The 25,172-nt window shown below is 65.4% G+C and carries 22 protein-coding genes and 2 riboswitches; of the genes, 3 read left to right on the top strand and 19 right to left on the bottom strand.

Features of this window, described 5'->3' with window-relative positions:
- Window positions 1-39: 39 nt before the first annotated feature.
- Window positions 40-1,062, top strand: a complete 1,023-nt coding sequence (locus tag B5X69_RS07845; protein ID WP_079638157.1) for a glycosyltransferase — start codon at window positions 40-42, stop codon at window positions 1,060-1,062.
- On the opposite strand, the gene B5X69_RS07840 is transcribed toward B5X69_RS07845, so the two are convergent.
- Window positions 1,027-2,040 (bottom strand): lysylphosphatidylglycerol synthase domain-containing protein, encoded by a 1,014-nt coding sequence (locus tag B5X69_RS07840; protein ID WP_176141546.1) that lies wholly within the window; start codon window positions 2,038-2,040, stop codon window positions 1,027-1,029. The two genes, B5X69_RS07845 and B5X69_RS07840, sit on opposite strands and share 36 nt — an antisense overlap.
- Window positions 2,041-2,109: 69 nt before the next feature.
- On the opposite strand from B5X69_RS07840, the gene B5X69_RS07835 reads away from it, so the two are divergent.
- Window positions 2,110-3,198 carry a glycosyltransferase family 4 protein gene (locus B5X69_RS07835; protein ID WP_079638182.1) on the top strand — a complete coding sequence of 363 codons (1,089 nt, stop codon included), beginning with the start codon at window positions 2,110-2,112 and terminating at the stop codon, window positions 3,196-3,198.
- A gap of 22 nt (window positions 3,199-3,220) precedes the next feature.
- Here B5X69_RS07835 and B5X69_RS07830 read toward each other — a convergent pair whose 3' ends face one another.
- The gene (locus B5X69_RS07830) at window positions 3,221-4,912 is read right to left on the bottom strand and encodes a hypothetical protein (protein ID WP_079638155.1); all 1,692 of its coding nucleotides are present in this window, start codon (window positions 4,910-4,912) and stop codon (window positions 3,221-3,223) included.
- A 164-nt stretch (window positions 4,913-5,076) separates the two neighbouring features.
- Here B5X69_RS07830 and B5X69_RS07825 point away from each other — a divergent pair, with 164 nt between their 5' ends.
- Complete coding sequence (locus tag B5X69_RS07825; RefSeq protein ID WP_079638154.1) at window positions 5,077-5,487, top strand: GFA family protein; 411 nt, start codon at window positions 5,077-5,079, stop codon at window positions 5,485-5,487.
- Window positions 5,488-5,660: 173 nt separating this feature from the next.
- Here the strand turns inward: B5X69_RS07825 and B5X69_RS07820 are convergent, their stop codons facing one another.
- The 17 genes from B5X69_RS07820 to ftsA all read right to left on the bottom strand — a co-directional run bounded on the left by B5X69_RS07820 (window position 5,661) and on the right by ftsA (window position 25,167).
- The gene (locus tag B5X69_RS07820; RefSeq protein ID WP_079638153.1) at window positions 5,661-6,989 is read right to left on the bottom strand and encodes a replication-associated recombination protein A; all 1,329 of its coding nucleotides are present in this window, start codon (window positions 6,987-6,989) and stop codon (window positions 5,661-5,663) included.
- 4 nt (window positions 6,990-6,993) lie between these two features.
- Window positions 6,994-8,148: a glycosyltransferase family 4 protein gene (locus tag B5X69_RS07815; protein WP_079638152.1), complete on the bottom strand. Its 1,155-nt coding sequence runs from the start codon at window positions 8,146-8,148 to the stop codon at window positions 6,994-6,996.
- A 52-nt stretch (window positions 8,149-8,200) separates the two neighbouring features.
- On the bottom strand, window positions 8,201-9,142 hold the full coding sequence (locus tag B5X69_RS07810; protein WP_079638151.1) for a hemolysin family protein: 942 nt from the start codon (window positions 9,140-9,142) through the stop codon (window positions 8,201-8,203).
- A gap of 18 nt (window positions 9,143-9,160) precedes the next feature.
- On the bottom strand, window positions 9,161-9,667 hold the full coding sequence (gene ybeY / locus B5X69_RS07805) for an rRNA maturation RNase YbeY (protein WP_079638150.1): 507 nt from the start codon (window positions 9,665-9,667) through the stop codon (window positions 9,161-9,163).
- 256 nt (window positions 9,668-9,923) lie between these two features.
- Window positions 9,924-11,480 carry a fatty acid--CoA ligase gene (locus B5X69_RS07800; protein WP_079638181.1) on the bottom strand — a complete coding sequence of 519 codons (1,557 nt, stop codon included), beginning with the start codon at window positions 11,478-11,480 and terminating at the stop codon, window positions 9,924-9,926.
- A gap of 125 nt (window positions 11,481-11,605) precedes the next feature.
- Window positions 11,606-12,241 (bottom strand): DUF938 domain-containing protein, encoded by a 636-nt coding sequence (locus B5X69_RS07795; RefSeq protein ID WP_079638149.1) that lies wholly within the window; start codon window positions 12,239-12,241, stop codon window positions 11,606-11,608.
- Complete coding sequence (locus B5X69_RS07790) at window positions 12,238-12,687, bottom strand: ABA4-like family protein (RefSeq protein ID WP_079638148.1); 450 nt, start codon at window positions 12,685-12,687, stop codon at window positions 12,238-12,240. Before B5X69_RS07790 ends, B5X69_RS07795 begins: the two co-directional genes overlap by 4 nt.
- Before the next feature lie 191 nt (window positions 12,688-12,878).
- Window positions 12,879-14,432 carry an aminomethyl-transferring glycine dehydrogenase subunit GcvPB gene (gcvPB, locus tag B5X69_RS07785; RefSeq protein ID WP_079638180.1) on the bottom strand — a complete coding sequence of 518 codons (1,554 nt, stop codon included), beginning with the start codon at window positions 14,430-14,432 and terminating at the stop codon, window positions 12,879-12,881.
- A gap of 32 nt (window positions 14,433-14,464) precedes the next feature.
- Window positions 14,465-15,823, bottom strand: a complete 1,359-nt coding sequence (gcvPA, locus tag B5X69_RS07780; protein ID WP_079638147.1) for an aminomethyl-transferring glycine dehydrogenase subunit GcvPA — start codon at window positions 15,821-15,823, stop codon at window positions 14,465-14,467.
- A 3-nt stretch (window positions 15,824-15,826) separates the two neighbouring features.
- On the bottom strand, window positions 15,827-16,648 hold the full coding sequence (locus B5X69_RS07775) for a glycosyltransferase family 2 protein (protein ID WP_079638146.1): 822 nt from the start codon (window positions 16,646-16,648) through the stop codon (window positions 15,827-15,829).
- Window positions 16,649-16,725: 77 nt separating this feature from the next.
- Window positions 16,726-17,097 carry a glycine cleavage system protein GcvH gene (gene gcvH / locus B5X69_RS07770; RefSeq protein ID WP_079638145.1) on the bottom strand — a complete coding sequence of 124 codons (372 nt, stop codon included), beginning with the start codon at window positions 17,095-17,097 and terminating at the stop codon, window positions 16,726-16,728.
- A gap of 2 nt (window positions 17,098-17,099) precedes the next feature.
- Complete coding sequence (gene gcvT / locus B5X69_RS07765) at window positions 17,100-18,233, bottom strand: glycine cleavage system aminomethyltransferase GcvT (protein ID WP_079638144.1); 1,134 nt, start codon at window positions 18,231-18,233, stop codon at window positions 17,100-17,102.
- Window positions 18,234-18,286: 53 nt separating this feature from the next.
- Window positions 18,287-18,396, bottom strand: a riboswitch (glycine riboswitch).
- A riboswitch (glycine riboswitch) is annotated at window positions 18,397-18,499 on the bottom strand.
- 57 nt (window positions 18,500-18,556) lie between these two features.
- Window positions 18,557-19,216: a Rossmann-fold NAD(P)-binding domain-containing protein gene (locus B5X69_RS07760; protein ID WP_079638143.1), complete on the bottom strand. Its 660-nt coding sequence runs from the start codon at window positions 19,214-19,216 to the stop codon at window positions 18,557-18,559.
- A 75-nt stretch (window positions 19,217-19,291) separates the two neighbouring features.
- Entirely contained in the window at window positions 19,292-20,467 is a 1,176-nt protein-coding gene (locus B5X69_RS07755; protein WP_079638142.1) for a deoxyguanosinetriphosphate triphosphohydrolase, read from the bottom strand.
- Complete coding sequence (locus tag B5X69_RS07750) at window positions 20,464-22,212, bottom strand: tetratricopeptide repeat protein (protein ID WP_245798669.1); 1,749 nt, start codon at window positions 22,210-22,212, stop codon at window positions 20,464-20,466. Before B5X69_RS07750 ends, B5X69_RS07755 begins: the two co-directional genes overlap by 4 nt.
- 73 nt (window positions 22,213-22,285) lie before the next feature.
- Complete coding sequence (gene ftsZ, locus B5X69_RS07745) at window positions 22,286-23,758, bottom strand: cell division protein FtsZ (RefSeq protein ID WP_079638140.1); 1,473 nt, start codon at window positions 23,756-23,758, stop codon at window positions 22,286-22,288.
- A 152-nt stretch (window positions 23,759-23,910) separates the two neighbouring features.
- On the bottom strand, window positions 23,911-25,167 hold the full coding sequence (gene ftsA, locus B5X69_RS07740; protein WP_079638139.1) for a cell division protein FtsA: 1,257 nt from the start codon (window positions 25,165-25,167) through the stop codon (window positions 23,911-23,913).
- Between the last annotated feature and the right edge of the window lie 5 nt (window positions 25,168-25,172).

Below are 25,172 nucleotides of genomic sequence, written 5' to 3'. Positions count from 1 at the left end.
TTCCGCAACAAGTTGGCGGGGTTCGTTGGGGGTATTGTCATGTATATACGCGTCGGGCCGTTCGAAGCGGCGCACCGGGTCGAGCAGCCCGGCGAACCGCCGACCGTCGCCGTTCTACTGCCTTGCTATAATGAGGGTCTGGCCATCCGCGCGGTCGTCGAGCGGTTTCGCGCCGCGCTGCCCGACGCCGATATTTATGTCTACGACAACAACAGCCGCGACAATTCAGCAGCGATTGCCCGCGCCGCCGGGGCCATCGTGCGAAGCGAGCCTCGTCAGGGCAAAGGCTATGTCGTGCGCCGCATGTTCGCCGATATCGAAGCGGATATCTATATCATGTGCGATGCGGACGAGACATACGACGCAGCGGCCGCACCTCAGCTTCTCACTCGCCTCCTTGACGATGGTCTCGACATGGTGGTGGGAACGCGCACCGATGTGAGTGGCACAGCGTATCGCCCTGCGCACGAGTTTGGCAACCGGATGCTGACCCGCCTCGTGCGTGCGATATTCGGTGGCAGTTTCAGCGACATGCTCAGCGGCTACCGCGCATTCTCGCGCCGCTTTGTGAAATCCTTCCCTCAGATGTCGCAGGGATTCGAGATCGAGACCGAGCTCACAATCCATGCATTACAACTCGGTATGCCGACCAGCGAGATGCCGACGCGCTTCAAAGACCGTATCGAGGGATCGGAAAGCAAGCTGCAGACAGTCTCCGACGGGGTTCGCATCCTCTGGACGATCGTCACGCTACTCAAGCAGGAACGGCCTTTCTTCCTCTTCGGTTCGATCTCGCTCGCGCTCTTCTGCCTGTCATTGGTGCTCGGTTACCCGGTTATCGTCGAATATATGCGCAGCCACAGCGTCCCCCGCCTCCCCACAGCGGTCCTGGCGACCGGAACCATGATCCTCGCTTCGCTCAGCCTGTTCAGCGGGCTAATTCTCGACACAGTCACGCGCGGACGGAAAGAGGTTAAGCTGCTGCACTATTTCCAGGTCCCGGGACCGCACGCAAAGGACAGCCGGCTAGGGCAAGTCGGCTGCGGCCCGACGGCCCGATAGACCCATGGCACTCAAGAGCATGACCGCTAGCGTGGCGGGAATGTTCACGATACGCAGAACCAGGATCGCGACGATTACCGATCCCCCAGGAAGGTGGAGCAACTCCGCAATCGCGGCCCAGCCCCATTCGGTGATGCCCAAATTGCCAGGGGTCAGCGCGGCGAGCGCTGACCCCTGGACGACTGCAAAGCCAAACGACGCCGAGGCCCAGTTGAGACCGGTCGCGACCAGGAGCACTGCCGCAACCGAACGGAGAGCGACAAACAGATAGCGCAGGATGCTCAGCGAGAGGAGCCGCACTGTCGTGTCAGGCTTGTCCAGCCCTTTTTCGCGGGCGAATTCCAAAGCTTGCCGAACCCTCCCCACACCGGGGACGCGGGCCGGTAGAAATCGGAGCGCTGCGGACAATGGGGGCACCGACCGGAAAAGCGGCGAAGCCCCGAGCAAGAGGAGGGCCAAGGCCAGCGCGACGATAGCGATGATCGCCGGGGGGTCTACACCAACGAGAAACAGCGACAGGGCTGCAACCGAGCATAGGGCAAGGATCGCTACGTCGAATAGCTGGTCGTAAATGGTCACGCCGGCACCTTGGAGGAAGCTGCCCTCGAGATGGAGGCGGGTGACGGCGCCGCGAACTGCCCCGCTGGCGAGAAAAGTCGGTATCACCTGCGCCGCGAGCGCGGTCAGGGCCGAATAGAAGGTCAGCATAGCGAGCGAGGGCTCGCGCCTGTCAACTTGAACGAAATGTCGCTGCAGCAAACGCCATTTTACCGCGCCGACCACCGATTGGCCCCCGATCGAAACGATGGCGATAGCGCCCAATATCAGACCATGTTCGCGAACCAGTCCGTCAACATCGTGCCAGCGAAGGTCGCCAAAGCGCATCGCAAGCCAGACAAGGAGAACCGCGAGGAGGAGAGTCGCGGCCGCCCCTCCCCAGCGCCGCCCTTGGAGCCTTTCGGGCCACGATGGCGGCATTAATTGCAAAGCCGGAATGCCCCCACAACAATTGCTTCCCATTTTCACCAACAGAGCCAATAGAGGCATATGCCCAAATTGCTGATGATCTCCAGCCATTTCATCGATCATGGCGGCGGTCTCGAGCGCGTCGCCGATGACCTTGCCAGACGATTGGCGGAGGACGGGCGATTCTCCGTGACGCTGGCCGCGCATGGTCCACCACCAGACCGACCGGGGTATCGAACGCTGGCGTTACGCGCGAGCGGCCTCGCCGAGCGCCTGAGCGGTCTTCCCTTCCTCTTTCCCCATCCTGCAGACTTGCATGCGCTCGCGAAAGCCGTGCGGACAGCCGATGTCGTGGTTCTGCACGACAACCTCTATCTCACAAACTTGCTCGCCCAATGGGTCGCCGCGCGGCGAGGCAAACCCACCATCCTCATCAAGCACAGCGGCTGGGTTCACAGTCCATCAGTGTTCATGCGGGTCGCACAATCCATAGCGAACTTTCTGGTTGTGGGACCATCGCTACGGTCTGCCACCCGCTCGGTGGCTGTCACGGGGGCCAAGCGGGACAGTTTGTCGCATCTTGCAAGCGGACGCGATATCAAGGTCATCGAGAATGGTATCGACACCTCTCAATTCACCCTTCAGGACGTGAAACGGGACATCGATATTTTGTTCGTCGGCCGATTCGTCGACAAGAAGGGTGTCGGTCTCGTGGAACGTCTCGCTCCCCTGATGCCTGAGTGCCGTTTCGTCTGCGCAGGCTTCGGCCCGGCCGTCCCAAACCAGGCGAAGCAAAGCAATATTGAAGCAGTGGAACGGCCTGATACAGGTGAGATCGCTCGGCTTTATGCGCGTGCGCGCGTTGTCATCGTTCCCGCCCACAGCGAGGGCACACCCCTTGTCGTCCCTGAGAGTTTGGCGTGCGGAACCCCCGTGATCGCGAGCCGGCAGGCAGCCCACCCCCGACTGCCCCTCGCAGCAGTCCTGCCCATCGACCTCGACTGGCCCGATGCCATAGTTTTTCAATGGAAGGCGGCTGTCACTAACGTCCTTCAGGAAGAATCCGATCCGATCGCCCTCCGCGAAGCGGTCATCGCTCATTTCAGCTTGGCGGCCACGGCGAGGCAATATGCCGCACTGATCGAAGAAGTCCTGCGGCCCCGCGCATAGAGCCGCTAAAATCCTGAAATGTTCATCCCCCTATCTTGCATCCGGCGCGACGAAGCATCTGCGCGACCTCTCGTTCGGCGGCGTCGTCAGCCTTTCCGCGACCAAAACCATAATAGGCCGCCATCGGTTCGGTCATGCTGGCACTGATTAGCGCAATCGAGGGCTGGCTTGCGCATATCGCCAGCGCCGCCTCAGGGTCGATCGCTTCGCGCAGCAAACGCAGCGGCCGTTTGTCGAGATACGGCGGATTGATAACGAGGTCGGCGGCGAAAGGAGCGTCGCTTGCGCTGATGACAGCATAATCGGCGTCTACCTGGTCAACCTGCTCGGAAACGTGGGCCGGAGCGGCGTAGAAGGCGTGCGCCATCCACATCTGCACGGGCAGCAAGATCACCAGACCTGCGAGGCTCGTGCGGATCAACAGCGGTCGCCAGCGCGGCAAAGCCTCGCCCAGCGACCTCCAGCCGAAGAGCGCGAGAAGAATGAAATTTCCGATAAGGCCATGAAGATAGCGGTAGCCGAAGCCGTGCCCCTGATAGGGAAGAATGATCGCCATGACGGTTATGGTCAGGACGATGCCCCCTGCCAGCGCCGCGGGCAACCGTTCACCACGCATGGCGCCAAGTCCGGCGATCGCCAAGGGGATCAGCAGCAGATGCTGCCAAGCGACAAAGCGCAAGAGATTGGCCATCATGTCAGCAGCTCTCAAATCGCCCCCCCTTTCCAGCGCAGAGGTGAGGCGGTTCAAATAGTCCGCGCTGCCTCCCCCAAAACCCGACGGATCGATTTGCACGAGTGACGCCATCCATGACGGCCAAAGATACCAGAAACCACCGATTGTAAGGTAACCGCCGAAAAAGAATGCTGCCCGCCGCCAGCTTTTCTCAAGCAACAGCAGCGACAGGATCGGCGCGGCGAAAATGGGATGCATGATAGGCTGATGGAGCCCGACGGCCAGAAATCCGACAAGAAGCGCCATGAAATCCGCCCACCACGTCTTATGCAGAAACAAGCGCAGCCAGACGAGATTCAGTGCCAGGTGCCCAGGCATCGCGTAAGCCGTCATCCCGTTAGCGAGGATCTGCGCCGATCCGGCATAGAGAAGCAGACCGATCATCGCAGGCTCGCGATCGTCCGGCCATATTCGCCGCGTGCAGCTCCAAAGGGCAAGGCCGCCCACGAGGGTCATCAGTGGGCCGGAGAGCGTCGGGGTCGCTAATAATCCGATGAGCGCGCGAAAGGCGGCATTTAATGGGAGATAGTCTGAGATCCAAGCGGCGCGTGGGTCCGCCTTATACATAAACATCGTGTTGAGCAGGTCGGAATGATGTCCCCACATCTCCGGGAGAGACGCCGCGAAAGCTCCGCGCGCAAAGACAGCAGCATCGAAGACCGCCATCTGCTCGTCGCGGCTCATGTCATAGGCGGACAATATCCAGTAGTGGCCGGCCCACGTCATCAGCGCCATACCCGTCGTGCCTGCCAGCGCGATACGCCATGAGCCCTCGAGGGGCGCCCGCCGCATGGGCAACTTCCAACTGCATATTGCAAAGAGCAAACTGCCGCTGAGCAGCAGCCACCGGTCTTGGCGGTGGAGTAAGAAGAGGCTGAGGTCTGTCGCGGGTCCGAGCAGCGCGGAAACGACGAAGGCAAGAATCGTCAGAGCGGCGATCCGCCTGAAGGTGACGCGAAACAGACCTTCTCCCGCGATCACGTTCCCCCTTGGAGCACTTAGGCCATGTTGCGCTGTCCGCATCCTTTCTACCTGCACGGACAGAGCTAATTTCTGGTTAACCAGTGACCTTGCTCGCCCGCGAAACGCGCGTTGCCAAATTCAGATGTTTATGTTATGTTCTCTATCTCCCGAGGGAGAATGCCATGACTGATTCCCCGACCCGCGCCACCGGCCAGTGCCACTGCGGCGCCATCCGATACTCGATGCCCACCCTCGTCGCGCATCATGCACTCTGCCATTGCCAGGATTGCCGCCGGCACGCAGGAGCGCCGCTGGTTGGATGGGCGATGGTCAGCGAGGACGCGGTCGAGGTGAGCGGCGCGCCCAAGATTTACGCTTCGTCCGAACATGGCCGCCGCCATTTCTGCGGTAAATGCGGGACGGGGCTTTTCTACACGAACGAGCAGGTCTTTCCCGGCCAGATCGACGTCCAGACCGCGACGCTCGACAATCCCGATCTGATCCCGGCCCAGGTACAGATTCAGACCGCTGAGCGCATCGGCTGGATGGAAAGGCTGGATGAGATGCCGAGCTTCGAACGCTATCCAGGCTAAGGCTTGGGGCCGAAGGCGGCGCGCTACGCATTGTTCGCGCGGTCGCACCAGGCGCGCTGGATGAGCGCTCCCACGCATTTGGGATCGCGGGCGTGTCCGCAGAAGGGCGCCATGGCGACGTGGCAGCGTGCAGGCGAAGGCGACGGCGTCGCTCCCGCTACCGAACCGCGGCCTCAATCTCTCTTTGCGCCCCCCTGCCGTCTCGCATCCCACCATGCGATCCGCTCGGCGATGCGCTTTTCAAAGCCGCGATCAACGGGACGGTAGAAGATCGCGGGACTCATCTCGCCGGGCCAGTAATTGTCGCCCGAAAAGCCCTCCGGCGCGTCATGGTCGTAGCTGTAGCCGGCGCCATAGCCCAGGTCCTTCATCAGTTTCGTCGGGGCGTTGAGTATGTTTGCAGGCGGCGCGAGGCTTCCGGTTTCGCGCGCCGCTGCCCAGGCCGCCTTTTGCGCCGCATAGGCGGCGTTCGACTTGGGCGCGGTTGCGCAGTAGAGGCACGCCTGCACGATCGCGAGCTCGCCTTCGGGAGAGCCGAGGAACTGATAGGCGTCCTTCGCCGCAATGCACTGGACGAGGGCCTGCGGGTCCGCAAGTCCGATATCTTCGCTTGCAAAGCGGGTGATGCGGCGGAGCACATAGAGCGGCTCCTCCCCTGCAACGAGCATGCGCGCGAGCCAGTAGAGCGAGGCCTGCGGGTCCGAGCCGCGCATCGCCTTGTGCAGCGCCGAGATAAGATTGTAATGTCCGTCACGGTCCTTGTCGTAGACGGGCATCCGGCGGTGAAGAAATTGCGCAAGCTCGGCGGCATCCAACGGCGCGTCGATCGCCGCGGCAAATAAGGTCTCGACCTGGTTGAGAAGAAAGCGCCCGTCGCCGTCGGCGCTCGCGACCAACGCCGTGCGCGCCTCGTCCGTGACCGGGAGCGCCCGCCCAACCTCGGCCTCGGCCCGGTCGACCAATGTCGCAAGCGCAGCCTCATCGAGCCGGTGCAGCACGAGAACCTGCGCGCGGCTCAGCAGCGCGGCGTTGAGCGCAAAGCTCGGGTTTTCGGTCGTCGCTCCGACAAGCACCACTGTCCCGCGCTCGACGAAGGGAAGAAAGCCGTCCTGCTGGGCGCGATTGAAGCGGTGGATCTCGTCGACGAAAAGCAATGTGCGCTGGCCAGCGGCGGCCATCTTCTCGGCATCGGCGAAGGCCTTTTTGAGATCTGCGACTCCGGAAAAGACCGCCGACAGCGGAGCAAAGCGCATTCCGACCGCTTCGGCGAGCAGACGCGCGATCGTGGTCTTGCCGGTGCCGGGCGGCCCCCACAGGATGATCGACGACAATTGTCCTGCCCCGACCATGCGGCCGATCGCGCCGTCCGGGCCGGTCAGCTGCTCCTGCCCGACGACATCGCCGAGGCGCTTCGGCCGTAGCCGCTCAGCCAGCGGGACGGGTCCGGGCGCGCTGCCCGAGGATGACGCCGGCACATCGTCCCCAAACAGATCCCCGGCCATGGTTTCAGGCCCGCCGCTGCTTCTGGCGGATCAGGCGCAAATAGGTGTCGGCAACCGCCTGGTTGATCGCATCCCACTGATAGGAGCGGCTTTCCGCGAGCGCCGCTGCCCCGTGGGCGCCGCGCAGCGCGGGATCGCGGCAATAATGTTCAAGATCATCGGCAAACAGGCCGATCGCGCCCGGCGCGACGAGATAGCCCGTCTGCCCGTGCTTGACGATGCTCGCGCTGCCCGTTGCACGTGCCGCGACCACCGGAAGGCCGCATGCCATTGCCTCGAGCGTGACATTTCCAAAGGTTTCGGTGACCGAAGGGTTGAACAGCATGTCGCATGATGCGAGGGCACGTGCGAGGTTCTCCCCGCCCTGGAAGCCCACGAATTTGGCGTGCGGCAGCCGCGATTCGAACCAGTCGCCCGCGGGGCCCTCGCCGATCACCACCACTTCGTGCGGCACGCCGCGGCGGCGCAGGACGTCGATCGTGTCGGCAAAAACGTCGAGCCCCTTTTCCATCACCAGCCGGCCGAGAAAGGCGATGACGGGCACCTCCTCGGCGATGCCCCACGATTGGCGCCACATCGCATCCCGGCGCCCGGGGTGAAAGATGTCGCGCTCGACCCCCCGGGTCCAGATTCCGATATCATAGTTCATCCGCTGTTCGCGCAGCACCTGCGCGAAGCTTTCCGAAGGGGCGATGAGCGCGTCGCAGCGGCGATAGAGGCGCCGCAGCCAGGCGACGACGAGCGGTTCGAGGAAGGAGAGGTTATAGTAGCGAAAATAGGTCTCGAAGCGCGTGTGGACCGAACAGGCAACGGGGATCCGCCGCCGCCGCGCCCAGGCGGCGGCCTGCCGCGAGACGCGGTCGGGGCTTGAGATATGGAGGATATTCGGCGCGAACATCGCCAGATCCTCGCGCAGACGGGCGGAGAGCGAAAGCGGGATGCGATATTCGCTGCGCCCAGGTATCGCGATGGACGGCACGCTGACGAGTTCGCCGGTCGGCGCAAAGTCGGGATTTTCGACAGTGGGCGAATAGACGCGCACCGCCGCGCCCGCGCTCAGGAGATAGCCGACAAGGCGGTTGAGCGCCTTGTTCGCCCCATCGACGGTCATGTTGTAATTGCCGCTGAACAGCGCGATGCGAAGATCGGAAACGTCCATTGCGCCTGCGCTAATCGCATCGCCCGCCAAAGGCAACGGCGCCGCGCGGTCCCTAGAAGGGCTCTCCGCGGTCCGACGAGGCCTCAAGGTCGACCTCGAGCGGCGGGTGGAGACGCAAGTGGTGGACGCGGCGTTCATCTGCTTCGGTCACCTCGATCCGCCATCCGCTCGGGTGGACAAGGATCTCGCCGACTTCGGGCACATGACCCGCGAGCACCGCGGCGAGGCCGCCGACAGTGTCGACATCCTCCTCGATCTCGGCAAGCCGCGGATCGATCGCCTCGCCGATATCATCGAGCTCGGCGCGCGCGTCGGCCTCCCAGCAGCCATTGTCGCCCGGCGCAAAGAGAGTGACCGGCTCGTCGTCATGCTCGTCCTCGATCTCACCGACGATTTCCTCGACCAGGTCCTCGATCGTCACGAGCCCCTCGGTGCCCGAATATTCGTCGATCACGATCGCAAGATGGGTGCGCTGCGCGCGCATGTCGGCGAGCAGGTCGAGCACGCCCATAGACTGCGGGACGTAAAGTGGCTGTCGGATGAGGTCGAGGAGCGGCGGCGGCGTGCGTCCATCGGCAAGCACCGCGAAGACGTCCTTGACGTGGATCATCCCCACGACCTCGTCGAGTGTTTCGCGGTAGACCGGAAGGCGGCTGTGCCCCGCCTCTGCAAAGAGCGCAACAATATCCTCGAAAGGCGCGCTCTCGTTGATCGCGATGATGTCGGCGCGCGGGACGGCGACGTCGTCAACCGTCTGCTCCCCGAAATGAAGGAGGTTGCGGAGCATCTTGCGTTCGATCGGCGAAAGGTCGCCGACAATGCTGCTGCCCCGGCGTTCGGCTCCATCCTCCTCGGCCTCGTCGATGACGTCTTCGATCTGTTCGCGCAGCGACGGTTCCTTGTCGCCCCCGAACAACAATGCCTTGAGCCCGGCCAACAGGCCGGATCTACTGTCCTCTTCCGATCGGTTCGAAGATCCCTGCTCGTCGGGCATGATGCGCTTTGATCCTTCCTATTGCTCGCCGCCATATGGATTGCCGATGCCCAGCGACGCAAGCGCTTTCACCTCCAGCGCCTCCATCGCGGTCGCGCTCACATCGTCCATATGGTCGTAGCCGATGAGGTGGAGCGTTCCGTGGACGATGAGGTGCGTCGCATGATCGGCAAGCGGAATTCCCTTTTCCTCCGCCTCGCGCGCGCAGGTCTCGCGCGCGAGCACGATATCGCCGAGCAAGATCTCGCCATCGTCGCTGTTCGATAGGCTTGGCAGGAGGTCGGCTTGCACTTGAGGAAAGGAGAGCACGTTGGTCGGCTTGTCCTTGCCCCGAAAGTCGCGGTTGAGCGCTTGCACCTCGGCATCGTCGGTGAGCCGCACGGCTATCTCCACGAGCGGCGCCGCATCGGCAAGCGGCGCATAGGGGGTGAGCGCAAGCGCGGCTGCGGCAGCCTCGGCGGCGCGCGCCTCCCAGTCGAGATTCTCGGGCCATGGCACCGCCGCGCAAGTTTCGACGCTCAGCACGCCGAACGTCCCGATGCACCGGAGCTCGCATGCCCCAAAGCTATCATCATCGTGCTGAAAGAATATGGCCTGCTGGTCGCAGGGACAGGGACGGGAGTGCGCGCAATCATCATCGATCCACGCTATCGCGGCGCTCCTTTGCAGGACAGCGAAAAATGCGAAGGGTCGGCATGACGGGGACGGGCCCGCGCGGCGACGGCGTAATGCCTTCATCCTGGACCGGCCCGATGGGACAGGTGACGGGCCGCAGCCGGCGCTAGTTCACCATCCGCTCATAGCCCTCCCAATAAGGCGCGCGCAGGTCCTTGCGTAGGATCTTTCCCGAGGCGTTGCGCGGCAGGGCCTCGATCACGTCGACGCTGCGCGGCGCCTTGAAGGCGGCGATGCGCTCGCGGGTCCAGGCGATGATGTCGTCCTCTTCGACCGCCATGCCGGGCTTCGGAACGACGACGGCCTTCACGGTCTCTCCCCATTTCGCGTCGGGAATGCCGATCACGGCGACTTCCTGCACCGCGGGGTGACCGTAGATCGCGCTTTCAACCTCCGCCGGGTAAACATTCTCCCCGCCCGAGATGATCATGTCCTTCATCCGGTCATGAATATAAAGATAGCCGTCCTCGTCCATGTACCCCGCGTCGCCTGTATGGATCCAGCCGTCGGCGGTCATCGTCTTGGCGGTCGCGTCAGGTAGGTTCCAATAGCCCTGCATATTGTTCGACGAGCGGGTGACGACCTCACCCACCTCGCCGGTTGGCACCTCCTTGCCGTCAGGGCCGAGGATCTTGATCTCGACGCCGGGAAGCGGCTTGCCCGCCGAGCGCATTCGCTTGTTGCCTTCCGGATCATGGTCCTCGGGCGGAAGCATGCAGATGGTGCCCGTCGTCTCGGTCATCCCATAGGCCTGGATGAACTGCGCACCGAACATCTTGATGCACTGGCGCAAAAGGTCGAGCGGAATCGGCGCAGCGCCATAGAGAATATATTTGAGGCGGCTGTAATCGACGCTCGCGCAGCGCGGATGAAGGAGCAGCATCTGGAGCGCGGCGGGAACGATGAAAAAGCGCGTGACGCCATGATGCTCGACGGCGTCGAACACGCCGTCGGGATTGAATTCGGCGAGCACCACGCCCGGAAGTCCCGCGGCGAGCGCCATGATACCAAGCCCGGTTCCCCCGATATGGGCGCAGGGCATCGCGACGAGCACCGCCTCGTCGTCTTCCCACTGGGTGTAGGGCATGTCGAGATTGGCGGAATTCTTGCGCAGCGCGAAAAGATTGGTGTTGGTGAGCACCGCGCCCTTGGGGTTCCCGGTCGTGCCCGATGTGTAGAGCTGGAGCACGGCATCGTCGGGCCCCGACGGCGCGAAGTCGGTACGCGTTGCGTCGTCGATCATCGCGCGCGCCGCCTCGGCGCCGATGATCCGGGGCGCATGATCGAGCTTGGCTGCAAGCTGATCCGCCGCCGCCTCGAAGCCAGGGCCGGTGAAGACGATCTTCGCACGCGTGTCATTGACGATGAACGCCCATTCGGCGGGCGCCAGGCGCCAGCTGATCGGCGCCATCACGATCCCCGCGCGCGCCGCGCCGTAAAAGAGGGTGAAATAAAGATCGCTGTTCTTCCCGATCCAGGCAATCCGGTCACCCTTCTGAAGCCCCGCGGCCAGAAGCGCGCTCGCGACGCGCGCGGTCCGCTCATCAAGATCGCCATAGGTCATCACCCGGTCGTCCTCGCGCATCGCGACGCGATCAGGCCGCTCCTTCGCCCAATGGGTGATGAACTGGTCGAAGGTTAGAAGGTCCGCGATGTCGCTCATGCTCATTTCTCTCCCGGGAGGCGCTTTTGCGCCATTCTCAGTTTTGATAACAACGGAGTAGCAGCCTTGGCAAGCGCCACCCTTCGCAAGCTAAGCGCACAGCGCCGGCCGCGGGCAGGCGGACGTCAGATGCGACGTAAAAGGAGCATCAGATTGTTGGCGGGCATCGCCTGCCGCGCGGCGAAGGCGAAGCCGGCCTCGAGCGCTGCGGCTTTTACCGCCTCGAGAGCGCGCAGCCCCCATTCGGCGTCGCGCGCGCGAAGGCTCGCGTCGAAGGCGAGATTGCTCGGCGCGGTGGGCACGCCCGCCTCGATATAGGGGCCATAGAGAATGAGCGGCGCGCCGCGCGCGAGGAGACGCGCCGCTCCGGCGAAAAGCCCGAGCGTCGCGCACCACGGGCTGATATGGACCATGTTGATGCAGAGAAGCGCGTCGGCGCGATCGAGCGGCCAGTCGGGAGCGGCCGCATCAAGCCGGATGGGCGGGGCGAGGTTCGCAAGCCTCGCCTCGGCGCTCCATGCCGCAATCGAGGCGAGCGCGGCCTCGTCTGGGTCGCTCGGCTGCCAATCGAGCGCAGGGAAAGCCGCGGCGAAGTGGACAATATGCTCGCCCGACCCGCTCGCGACTTCGAGCACAAGGCCCGCGCGCGGTAGCCATTCGGCAAGAACGCCGACGATCGCATCGCGATTGCGCAGCGTCGCCGGCGCGTGACGCTTCGCCCCGGAGCCGCCTTCCTCCGGCCTCCAGGGCCCCGGGCTCATTGCGCCTTGGCGAGCGCCCGGGCCCGCCGTTCGCGAACGATGAGCCACGCAAGCAGGCCCACCGGTCCCGCCATGAGCGTCAGGAACAGGAAAGGAAGCTGGACGATCCGGCTGAAGCCCTTCTGGTCGGCATCGCGCGCGATCCACATGCCGGTGAAGAGGTCAAAGGCGAGATAATGCGTCCAGCCGAGAGCCGCGCCGCCGGGGGCATCGAAGAGCTTCATCACCCCGGCCAGCGAGGAGAAATCGCCGCTCCCTGCCCCGCCGGGGTCGATGCCGCCGGCAAGGAAGCCAGCGATCAATACCGTGTAGACGAGACAAAGCAGCGCAACGCCTGCATAAAGGATCGCCGAGAGGATGCGCGGGCTGCGCGGCGCGAAGGCGAGCGCCAGCCAGCCCGCGAGCGCCCAATAATTGGTGACAAGATAAAGGCTGTTCCAGCTCATTTAGGCTCCCTCCCTCGCTCGGCCGCGAGAGGCCGCGGCGCGCTTGCGCCCTGGCGAACGCACATTCTGACCTAGCGGTCCTATCGCGCCGCGCAAAGTCCGCACAGCGCCCATTACAGCGTAAGGCCGAGACGCGTCCCCCGACTTGTTCGCATGAGCGAAATCGGGGGGACGCGTATCCCGCGCGCCGCTCAGCTCCCACCGATCTCGCTCATCGAGGGCGTGCCGGGCGCCACTGCAGCTTCGTTCCAGGCGAGTATGGGCTTGCGCGCCGCCATCGTCTCGTCGAGCCGCGCGCGCGGGGCGAAATGCGGCGCCGATTTAAGCGCCGGGTCACCATTCTTTGCCCGCATCGCGATGCTGCGCAGCGCGCCGATGAACTGATCGAGCACCGCCTTCGATTCGGTCTCGGTCGGTTCGACCAGCATCGCGCCGTGGACAACGAGCGGAAAATAGACCGTCATCGGGTGGTAGCCCTCGTCGATCAGCCCCTTGGCGATGTCGAGCGTCGTGAAGCCCTCGGCGAGCCCCTTGTCGCTGAACAATGCCTCGTGCATGCACGGGCCCGACGCCGCAAATGGCGCGTCGAGCACATCCTCAAGGCCCCGCAGCATATAATTGGCATTGAGCACCGCATCCTCGGCGACCTGGCGCAGTCCGTCGGCGCCGTGGCTGAGGATATAGGCGAGCGCGCGCGTGAACATGCCCATCTGGCCGTGAAAAGCGGTCATGCGGCCAAAGCTTTCGGGATGATCCTCGCCCGCGCTTTCCTCTTCGATCAGCCGGAACCGGCCGCCTTCCTTCGCAACGAAAGGCAGCGGCGCAAAAGGCGCGAGCGCCTCCGACAGCACCACGGGGCCCGAGCCCGGGCCGCCGCCGCCATGCGGGGTCGAGAAGGTCTTGTGCAGGTTGATGTGCATCGCATCGACGCCGAGGTCGCCAGGGCGCACACGCCCGACGATCGCGTTGAAATTGGCGCCGTCGCAATAGACATAGCCGCCCGCCGCGTGGACCGCGTCCGAAATTGCCTTGAGATCGCGCTCGAACAGGCCGCAGGTGTTGGGGTTGGTAATCATGACCCCGGCAACATCGGGGCCGAGCCGGGCTTTGAGCGCAGCAAGGTCGACGCGGCCCTCGCGGGTCGCGGGAATATCCTCCACGCTGAAGCCTGCAAAAGCCGCCGTCGCAGGATTGGTACCATGCGCGCTTTCCGGGACGAGGAGCACCCTCCGGTCTTCGCCGCGCGCCTGGAGCGCTGCCTTGATGCACAAGATGCCGCAAAGCTCGCCATGCGCGCCGGCCTTGGGCGACATGGCGATGCTGTGCATGCCGGTGAGCGTGACGAGCCACTCGGCAAGATCGTGGATTACGGCATAGGCGCCCTGCACTGTCTCCTGGGGCTGCAGCGGGTGCGCATCGGCAAAGCCCGGCATCCGGGCGACCTTTTCGTTAAGGCGCGGGTTGTGCTTCATCGTGCAGCTGCCGAGCGGGAAGAGGCCAAGGTCGATGGCATAATTCTGGCGGCTGAGGCGCGTGTAATGACGCACGGCTTCGCCCTCGCTGAGCCCCGGCAGGCCGATCGGCGCCGAACGCGCGAGCGCGCCGAAGTCGGCAGCGGGCGCCTCTTCGTCAAAATCGACCCCGGTGGTCTCGCTCGAGCCGATCTCGAAGACCAAGGGCTCTTCGAGCATCAGCGCGCGGTTGCCGGTGAAGGTCACATTGTCGTCGGCGCCGCCGGCGTTCATTTCGGGGCGCCACCCGGCGCGGTTGAGCGCGGTCATGCCAGCACCTCCTTCAGCGCCGCGGCAAAGGCGGCGATATCCGCTTCGGTCACGGTTTCGGTCACGGCAACGACGAGACCGTTCGCGAGGCCCTCATTGCCCGGATAAAGGCGGCCGAGCGACACGCCTCCCAGGACGCCCCTCTCGGCAAGCTCGTGCACGACGGGTCGCGCCGCCTTTGGAAGGACAAGGGTGAATTCGTTGAAGAAACCGCTGTTCATGACCGAGACGCCCGGCACTTTCGCAAGCGCGGCCGCCGCGGCCTTGGCCCGGCCGTGGTTGATCGCCGCGAGGCGGCGCAGGCCCGCTTCGCCGAGCAAGGTCATGTGGATGCTGAAAGCGAGCGCGCATAATCCGGAGTTTGTGCAGATATTGCTCGTCGCCTTTTCGCGCCGGATATGCTGCTCGCGGGTCGACAAGGTCAGCACGAAGCCGCGCTTGCCATTGGCGTCGAGCGTCTCGCCGCACAGGCGCCCCGGCATCTGACGGACATATTTGGCCTTGCAGGCGAAAAGCCCGACATAGGGACCCCCGAACTGAAGGCCAACGCCGATCGACTGCCCTTCGCCAACCACGATGTCGGCGCCCATCTCGCCTGGCGCCAGGATGAGGCCAAGCGCGACCGGCTCGGTCACCACCGCAATCAGAAGCGCACCGGCTGCCTCACACGCACCAGCAAGCGCGCGCATGTCGTCGAGGCGGCCAAGAATATCGGGATATTGGACGACGACGCAGCTCGTCTCCGTGTCGACCGCCGCGGCGAGCGCGCTCCAGTCGGTGGCGGCATCGAGGCTCGGGTCGCCGTCAACGAGGACGTCACCGGTATATTTCGCCATCGTGCGCGCAACGCTGCGATAATGGGGATGCAGCCCCGTCGAGAGCAGGGCCTTGCCGCGCCGCGTCACCCGCCGCGCCATCACGATCGCTTCCCAGCAGGCGGTCGAACCATCGTACATCGAGGCATTGGCAACGTCGGTGCCGAAGAGGCGCGCGACCTGCGTCTGAAACTCGAACAGCATCTGGAGCGTGCCCTGCGCAATCTCGGGCTGATAGGGTGTATAGGCGGTCAGGAACTCGCCGCGCTGGATGAGATGGTCGACGCTCGCGGGCACATGGTGGCGATAGGCGCCTGCGCCGAGGAAGAAGGGTCCCTCGCCCGCGGCGCGATTCTGCTGCGCAAGGGCCGCCATATGCCGCTCGACCGCAAGCTCGCTGGCGTGCATCGGCAGCTGGGCAATGGGTCCTGCAAGCTGGGCCGCTTCAGGGACGTCGACGAACAGATCGTCGATCGACGACGCGCCGACCGCCGCGAGCATCGCGCTGCGGTCGGCGGGAGTGAGAGGCAGGTAGCGCATGAATTACTCCGGCGAAGAAACGGGGTTATCGGAAAAAAGCGGCGCGAGATCGGCAAGCGATCCGCGAAAGGTCGCAGGGCCGCTGTGCGCGGTGCGGACCCAGGGAGCGAGCCAGATCCTGAAACCTGCAGCACGCGCGCGGTAGCAGAAGGCATAATCCTCGGAGAGTTGCCGGCGGCCCTCAGGCTCGATCATCGGCATAAACAGGCTGTGCACCTCTTCGCCAACGCGGGCATTTTCGCGATCGCGCGCGTCGACGCGGAAGGCGAGATCGCCGTGCCGCGCGCAGAGTGTTTCGATCACGTCGCGCCGCACCAGCATGAAGGCGGCGCCTAGCTGCGTCAGCTCGACCAGTTCATTCAGCTTGAACGACTGCGCGGGGTTGAGGAAACTCAGCGCAAAATCGCCGGCAAAGGCTGCAAGATCGCCGGGGTTGCTCCGCGCGAGCCCTTGTCCCGCAGCGCGCGCCACCTGCGCCCAGTTCACGACGCGGCGCGGCACCGGCGCGCCGAGGATCGCGCAGTCGGGACGCTCCGCCATCGCGGCGAGCATCGCGAACACATCGTCGGCGGCAAAATCCACATCGTCGTCGATAAAGAGCAGATGCGTGCAGTCGCTCTTAAGGAAGATGTTGGCCAGCAAGTCGCGCGCCCGGTGGACCTGCGCCTCATGCAGGATGAATTCGAAGCGGAGGGGCAGCGCGCGTGCGGCCCCCGCCATCGCCAGCGCGAGCGCCGCGCGCACATAGCCGCCCTGCGCGCCCGCATAGATCGCGGTCGCAATCATCGGCCGGCAATCGGCAGGAGCGGGTGCTGCGGCAGTCATGCCGCCGGCCCGACCGAGAGGATGGCGAGAGACGTCATGAACCTATCTCCCCCCTCCCGCGACGGGAGGGGCATGACTTACAGGCTGTCGCAGAATTCCTTGTAGGCGGCAGCGTTCATCAGACCGTTGAGCTGGCTCTTGTCGGACAGCGTCATGCGGAAGAACCAGCCTTCGCCTTCAGGGTCGCTATTGACGAGCGCGGGGTCTTCTTCGAGCTGGCTGTTGCCCTCGGTCACCACGCCGTCGACAGGGGCGTAGACGTCGCTCGCTGCCTTCACCGATTCGACCACCGCCGCGTCGCCGCCCGCGCTGAGTTCGGTACCGGTGTCGGGCACTTCAACAAAGACGATGTCACCAAGCTGGCCTTGTGCAAAGTCGGTGATCCCGACCGTCGCGACCTCGCCATCGACGTCAACCCATTCATGTTCTTCGGTATAGTAACGCGGCATCGTCAGCCTCCCTGTTTACGGACATATTTGTGCGGAACGAATGGCATGGCGGCGACCGTCACGGGCACGCGCTTCCCCCGCACCTCGGCAGCAAGCGCCGTGCCGGTCGCGGAGAGGCCGGTGGGCACATAGCCCATTGCGATCGGCGCGCCGAGGCTCGGCGCGAAACCGCCCGAGGTCACGACGCCGACTTCGCTGTTGCCGTCGAAAAGCTTGGAGCCCTCGCGGACGGGCAGCTTGCCGTCGACGAGCAGCCCGACGCGCTTGCGCGGAGCGCCGTCGGCCAGATGGCCGAGGATGCGCGCGGCACCCGGAAAGCTGCCTTCCTCTCGCCGGCGCTTGGAAATTGCAAAGGCAAGATCGCCCTCGACGGGATCGGTCGCAGGGTCGAGGTCATGCCCGTAAAGCGGGAGCCCCGCCTCGAGCCGCAGCGAATCGCGCGCACCAAGGCCGATGGGCTTTACCTCGTCCATCGCGCACAGCGCGTCGGCAAGCACGCCGGCATGCGCCGCGGGCACCGAAATCTCGAACCCGTCCTCGCCCGTATAGCCCGACCGGCTGATACCAAGCGGCACGCCGTTCCAGTCGAAGGCGTCCGCCTGCATGAACACCAGCGCGCCGACGCCCGGAACCAGCCGCTCGAGCGCCGCGGCGGCCTCAGGCCCCTGCAGCGCGAGGAGCGCCTGCTCATCCATATGGTTGAGCCCGATCTCGTCGGGCAGATGCTCGCGCAGATGGGCGATATCGTCCCATTTCACCGCGCCGTTGACGACCATGTAGAGACCCTGCTCGCCGCCGGTGATCATGAGGTCGTCAAGAATCCCGCCATCGTCGGCGAGCAGCAGCGAGTAGCGCATCCGGCCGGGTTTCAGCGCCGAAATATCGCCGGGAACGAGCGCTTCGAGCGCCTCGGCGGCGCCTTCGCCGCTCAGCAGAAGCTGTCCCATATGGCTGACGTCGAACAGCCCCGCATTCGTGCGCGTCCACAGATGCTCGGCCATGATGCCTTCATACTGGATGGGCATCCAGTAGCCGGCAAATTCCACCATCCGTGCACCCTTTGCCCGGTGCCAGGCATCGAGCGGCAGGGTGCCGATAGGGGCGGTCTCTTCGCCCGTCTGTTCGCTTGTCGTCATATCAGTCTCCCGTCGTTGACACAGCGAGGCGCGGCCTCGTGCCGCCGCGTCGCCATGCCCCCTCTGTCACGGGAACCTGAGAGTTTTCCCTCGGGGGATGCGCCCCCAAGGTTACCCCTTCGGTGGTTCCGGCACGGCCGAAACGCTTTCCAGAGTGTCCGTTCCAGCCTGCGCGGTCCTGCGAACCTGAGAGTTTCCGGGGCGGTTGCTCCTTCGGTGGCGAGGCGCGGATCGCTCCGCGCCGCGCGCTCTCCCGCGCGGCCGGCCGAATCCCCTGCGGGTCCCGGCAGACGGCTGAGCCTTGGCGGCGCGCTTTCTCAGAGTCAATCGGCGAGCGCGCGGATGGCGTCGTTTTCGTGAACATAGGAGCCGCTTTCACGGCGGGACGCGAGCGTGACGATCGCTTTGGCTACGATTTCGGCGGGAATCGAGCGATAGCGGCGAAGCGATCCGACAAGCAGCGCGTCGAACAGGGGCGCCGCCGCGATCGCAATGCCCTCCCCTAGTCGCGCCGGGCCCGGCCGCTTGCCGGTGAGCAGACCGGGACGGATCATATCGAGCCGGTCGAAACCGAGAGCGCGCAGGCCGTCTTCGGTTTCGCCCTTGGTTCTCAAATAGAAATTGCGGCTCCTGGCCGACGCGCCAACCGAGCTCACAACGATCATTCGCGCCGCGCCGCCCTCCCGCGCGCCGCGCGCGGCGGAGAGGATGAGGTCGTGATCGACCGCGCGAAACGCCGGTTGCGAGCCCGCCGCGCGAATGGTGGTCCCAAGGCAGGAGACCAGCACTTCGGGCTGCTCGCCCGCGATCATGTCCGCCCAGCGTTCGCCCGGCGCGACGAGCCGAAGGTGGCGGTCGGGCAGATCGCCCGGGTCGCGGCGCGCAAGGATGGTGAGCGACAGCTCACCCGCCTCGTGGACAAAGCTGCGTCCGACGAGGCCGGTCGCACCGACCAGCAGAATTTTCGGATGATCCTCTCTCATCGCGCTTCTCTATCAGCCCCGCGCGCTAATGGCACATGCGTATCTCCAAGGCTGCAACAGCAATCGGCGCGCGCCTCACACATGGCGCAGCGCCTCGGGGACCGCCTCGCGGCCAAATATCTCCGCATAGCGGTCTACGGCAAAGCGATCGGTCATGCCGGCGATATAGTCGCCGATGTAGCGCACGATCGCGGTTTGCGTACCGGGAAGGCGCGCAGCCCAGTCATCGCCCATGCGGCGCGGATCATCAGCATAGGCGGCAAAGAGGCGGCTCACGACCTGCCGCGCGGCGTCGGCTGCTGCGAGCTGCGAGGGGTGGTGATAGAGATTGGCGTACATGAAGCGCTTGAGATCGCGCTCCTGCCGCGCAAGTTCCGGCGAAAAGCCGCCCAAGGTGCGGCCCGCCGCGCGAACCTCGGCCGCGCTTTCCACGCCCGCATCCGCCACATTGGCGGCGGTTGCGGCGATCACGTCATTGACCATCACCCCTATCTGGTCACGCACCAGTTCGCGCAGCATCCTCTCGCGCGGGGCGCCGGGGAATCGCTGCTCCACACCCGCAAAATTGGCCGCGACAAAGGGCTGCCCCATCAGCTGGTCGAGATCGAGCAGACCCGCGCGCAGCCCATCGTCGATATCGTGATTGTCATAGGCGATGTCGTCGGCGACCGCGGCGACCTGCGCTTCGAGACTCGCGTGGGTCGCAAGCTCGAGCGGAAACTCAGCGTCAATATCCGCGAGCGCCCAGCCCGGATGGCGCACGGGCCCATTGTGCTTGGCGAGCCCTTCGAGCGTCTCCCAGCTGAGGTTGAGGCCATCAAAGCGGGGATAGGGGCATTCAAGGCGCGCGAGCGTGCGCAGCGTATGGCCATTATGGTCGAACCCGCCATGCGCCTGCATCGCTGCTTTCAGCGCATGCTCTCCGGCATGGCCGAAAGGCGGATGACCGATATCGTGCGCAAGGCAGAGGGCCTCGGTCAGATCCTCGTTGAGCCCGAGCGCGCGAGCGATGCCGCGACCGATTTGTGCCACTTCGATGCTGTGGGTCAGCCGAACGCGGTAATGATCGCCGTCGGGCGCAACAAATACCTGCGTCTTGTGGCGCAGCCGGCGAAAGGCGATCGAATGGATGATGCGGTCGCGGTCGCGCTGGAAAGCGTCGCGCGGCCCGCGCACGACCCGTCCGGGCTCGTCATGATAGCGGCCGCGCGAATGCGCCGGGTCGCTGGCGCAGGGCGCGATGTTGCTCACTTGATCGGTTCGACGGCTTCGCCCGCCTCGCTGGCGAAGAGGAAGCCGTCGCCGCCCGCCTTCTTATAGTCGGCGAGCCAGTCCTGCGCCGCCTTGCGGTCCTTGAACGGACCAACGAGCAAGCGGCGGGTCTGGCCCCATTCGGCGGTCGACCCCGACTTGCCCTGGAAGAGCGCAGCGTTGCGCTTTGCGAAGCGGTTGTAATCGAACGCCAGGGCCTTGAGGTTCGCCCCGGTCGCGATTTGCACCCAGATGCGCGCAGGGTTCGCCTTTTTCTTTTCGGCCTCGGCCTTGGCCTTCGCGTCGGCCTCGGCCTTCGCCTTGGCGGCGGCCGCTTCCTTCGCGCGCTTCGCCTCTTCGGCAGCTTCGGCCTTTCGCTTGTCCTCAAGGAGCTTGGCGAGCGTCGCGGCTCCGACCGCATTGTCGGGCCGCGCCATTTCTTCGGGAGGAATTTCGATCGAACTGACGATATCGGCGAGCGAAGCAAGCGGCGCCGCTGCCGGGGCAGCGGAGGCAGGAGACGGAGACGCGGCGGCGGCCGCGGAAGCTGCGGCGGCGGGCGCGGTGCTCTTTCCAACGTCGGCAATCGAAAAGCCGGGGCCGACGGGCCCGCTATCGCGCCGGATCGCGACGCCGATCGGAGCGGGCCGGGATGCAGCACTTCGCCCTGGCGGCGCCTGGGTCGGTGCTGGCGACGCTGCGGCGGGGGCCGGTCTCACCGCCTGAGGCTGCGGCTGTGCAGCGGCGGGCGCGGGTGTCGGCGTTGGCGCGGGTTTGGGCGCCGGCTTGGCTGCGGGGGCCGGCGTCGGCGCTGGGGCGGGGGCCGGGCTGCGAACAGCTGCAGGCGCCGGCGCTGGTGCTGGCATAGGTTCCCTGGCGGCAGCACGGCGGCTCCCCGATCCGCGCCGGGGAGATGCCGCGGCGGCCCGCGCTGGCGCCGAGGCCACCTGCACGGCTTTGCGCGCAGGTCCGAGCTCTCCCGCCGGAAAGCGCCCGAAATGGGCGGCTGCTGCCTGCTGCGCAGGATTGAGGCGGTCCATGCGGATCAGATAGGGTAGAATATTCTGCGCGAGCGCGGCCGGCATCGTCGCATTGACGATGTCGGTCGCCTCCTTGTCGCGGCCGTTCATCGCCAGGATCATCGCGCGCAGCCGCCACGCACCGCGGTCCGACTGGCGGAGCTGGGGCCCGAGCATCTGGATCGCGCGATCGGGCTCGCCGCTGATCCCGAGCGACAGCGCATAGCGCCGGGTCACTTCGTCATCGGTCGCGATCGACAGCGCCAGCTGATAATCGCGCTGCGCGGCATCCTGCTGGCCAAGAAGGTCCCGGGCGAGCCCCCGGTCGGCGAGGAACAGCCGTTCGGGAGCCCCGAGCAATTGCGCCTCGCCGAAATAGTCGAGCGCGCGCGTCGGGTTTTCCATATGGACCATCGCCGATCCGAGTGCGGCCTTGACCGCACCGTCGCGCGGCGCCGCCTGTTCAGCGCGGACGAGGAAACCGAGTGCGGCGCGGTAATCCTCGAGCGCGATCGAGGCGCGCCCGGCATCAAGGAGCGCCTTGGCATCGGTGGAATTGGCGGCAATGCGCGCGAGCGCCGACGAGAGCATCGTGCGCGCAGCGGTGCGCCTTTCCATGGCGGCGCGCGTGGCAGGGTCAGGCTGTGCCGCCTGCATCGCCTGCGACGGCGTTGTAGCGACCGCCGACAGCAACAGCAGCGCGAATGCGCCATGTCGCCCGGTCATCTGCAATCGCCACATGGGCCCATCATCCCGTTTCCGGGCCGCCCCGCCCGTGTGCGGCGGCCCAAGAGCCCTGTTACTGGTTGTTCTGTCGGCCCAGGAAGCGCGGAATATCGACCCCCTCGTCCTTGTCCGCAGCAGCGCCGTCGCCCTCGGGGGCGACTGCTCCGCGCGAAAGGCGCGACATGCGCTCGAACAGGGTTCCGCCGCCGATCGGACGCGGCGGTGCTTCCTCGGCAATCGGCGCAGGCGCGGCAGGCGCCGGCCGATACTCGGCCGCCGCAGCTGCAGGTTCGCCAAGAACGAGTTCATCGGCCGTGTCGTCATAGGTCGCTGCAACCTGGGAAAGCTCCATCGGCTCTTCCTCTGGCATCGCCTGCGGCGCCCCGGGCTCGGCCTGTCCGCCGAGCGAAAAGCCCGGTGCCGGATCGCTGTCAGCCACTGGCTCGGCCGCGGGCGCCTCCTCGGCTACCGGCTCGATCACCTCTTCGGCGATCGGGGCGGGAGCAGGCGCCGGCGCCGCCGTGCGCGCGGGGGCGAAGGAGAAACTGCGGGTTGCGGGCGCTGCCGCCGCGGGATCGCCCGTGCCGTCGATACCGGTTGCGACGACCGAGACGCGGATCTTGCCTTCCAGATTCTCGTTGAAGGCGCTGCCCCAGATGATGTTCGCATCGGGATCGACCAGCTCGCGGATATGGTTCGCGGCCTCGTCGACTTCCATGAGGCGCATGTCCTCGCCGCCGACGATCGAGACGATCACGCCCTTGGCGCCCGCCATCGACACACCGTCGAGCAGCGGGTTGGCGATCGCTTTCTGCGCCGCTTCGAGCGCGCGGCCATCGCCTTCGGCCTCGCCAGTGCCCATCATCGCCTTGCCCATCTCGCGCATCACGCTGCGCACGTCGGCGAAGTCGAGGTTGATGAGGCCGGGCATGACCATGAGGTCGGTGATGCCGCGCACGCCCTGCTGGAGCACCTCGTCCGCCATGCTGAACGCTTCCTTGAAGGTCGTGTTCGGATTGGCGACAAGGAAGAGATTCTGGTTCGGAATGACGATCAGCGTGTCGACATGATCCTGGAGCTCGGCAATGCCCGCCTCGGCGGAGCGCATGCGGCGCTGGCCTTCGAAGGTGAAGGGCTTGGTCACGACGCCGACGGTGAGAATGCCGCGGTCGCGTGCCGCCTTGGCGATGACCGGCGCTGCACCGGTGCCGGTGCCGCCGCCCATGCCCGCCGCGACGAAACACATGTGCGCGCCGTTCAGCGCCTCTTCGACCTGCGCGATACTCTCCTCGGCAGCAGCGCGCCCAACCTCGGGCCGCGACCCTGCGCCGAGGCCCTGCGTGATCTGCGTCCCAAGCTGAATGCGCCGCTCGGCGGGCGAGGCGTTGAGCGCCTGCGCGTCGGTGTTCGCAACCACGAAATCGACACCCTCGACCCGGGCGGCGATCATGTTGGCGATGGCATTGCCCCCCGCGCCGCCGACGCCGATGACCGCAATGCGCGGCTTCAATTCATCGACCTGTGGCGGACCAATATCGATGCTCATCAACTTATCTCCCTGCAGCGGCGAACCTCAGCCGCTAGCCTCACCATGCGACCCAAACAGGCGGTGGTCCCGCCGCCCGGATTCCTGCGACCGCATTGCACTATTGTGACGCTGGAATCACCCAAAAAATTAACCTTTTCACGTCGCGCCTATCAAAAGCTGCTTTTCAATGCCGTGACCAGCCGCTGCAGGATCGACGCACCCTTGGGGCGATAGACATCCTGCGCCATCATCGGCAGATCTCGAAGGTCGACCGGATCGGACGCTGCATAGAGAACCAGACCCGCGAGCGTCGCGAAAGCCGGTCCCGAATGGGCATCGGGCAGGCCGTGCAAGCCCCGCGGTCGCCCGATGCGCGCGGCGCGGCCGAGCGCGCTTTGCGTGTAGTCGGCGATGCCTTTCAAGTCGGCGCCGCCGCCGACGAGCACGACCTGGCGGCCGATGGGGCCGACGAAATGAAGGTCCTTGAGCGTCCGGCCAATCTCGCCCATCATCGCATCGAGGCGCTGGCGGATGACGGACACGAGCTGCGCGCGCGTGATACGCGGGGATTCGCTGCCCGCGGGCGCCCCCGGATCGAGCTCGATGATCTCATTATTGTCGCGCGGGCTCGCCGAGGCCGAACCATAGAAGCTCTGGAGCCGCTGCGCCTGGCTCCGCCTTATCCCGAATGCCGATGCAATATCGTCCGTGATGTCACTCGCGCCAAAGGGCAGCGACGCCATTTCGACGAGCATCCCCCCGGCATAAAGCGAGACGGTCGTCACCGCTGCGCCAAGCTCCACCAGAGCGACGCCAAGATCGCGCTCCTCGTCGGAGAGGCAGGCGAGCCCCGCCGCGATCGGCGATGCCACCACCGCGTTCACGTCGAGATGCGCCTGCCGCACTGCCGCCTCGAGGTTGCGCACCGGCGCACCGTCGGCCATGATAATATGGATGTCGACGCCGAGGCGGTCGGCGTGAAGCCCGATCGGATTCTTGACGCCGGTAAGACCGTCGATCGTGTAGAGCGCGGGCTGGGCGTGGAGGATCATGCGGCCTTCAGGGTCAATGCCTGCGCGCCCCGCCGCGAGGAGATCGTCGACATCCTCCTTCTCGATCCGGTGGCCGCCCAATTCGCTTTCGATCGGCGCGACGTCACTGACAAGGCCGCCTGCCGAGAAGGCTACCCAGACATCGTCGATGTTGAGCCCCGCAATACGCTCGGCCTGCTCGATCGCCTCGCGCACGACATGTTCGGTCTGTTCCATATCGGCAACATAGCCGCGCTGGACGCCGCGGCTCTCGCGCTGGCCGGTGCCAAGAACGTGCAGTTGTCCGTCGGCGGCCTGGCCCGCGATCAGCGCGCAGACCTTCCACGACCCGACGTCGAGCGCGGTGATGATCTTCTCGATGCGCGGCGGCGCCATATTAT

Origin of the sequence: Sphingopyxis flava (assembly GCF_900168005.1) — a bacterium.
Taxonomy (GTDB): Bacteria; Pseudomonadota; Alphaproteobacteria; order Sphingomonadales; family Sphingomonadaceae; genus Sphingopyxis; species Sphingopyxis flava.
The sequence above is the reverse complement of the archived record's forward strand: the minus strand, read 5'-3'. Positions and strand labels throughout refer to the sequence as shown.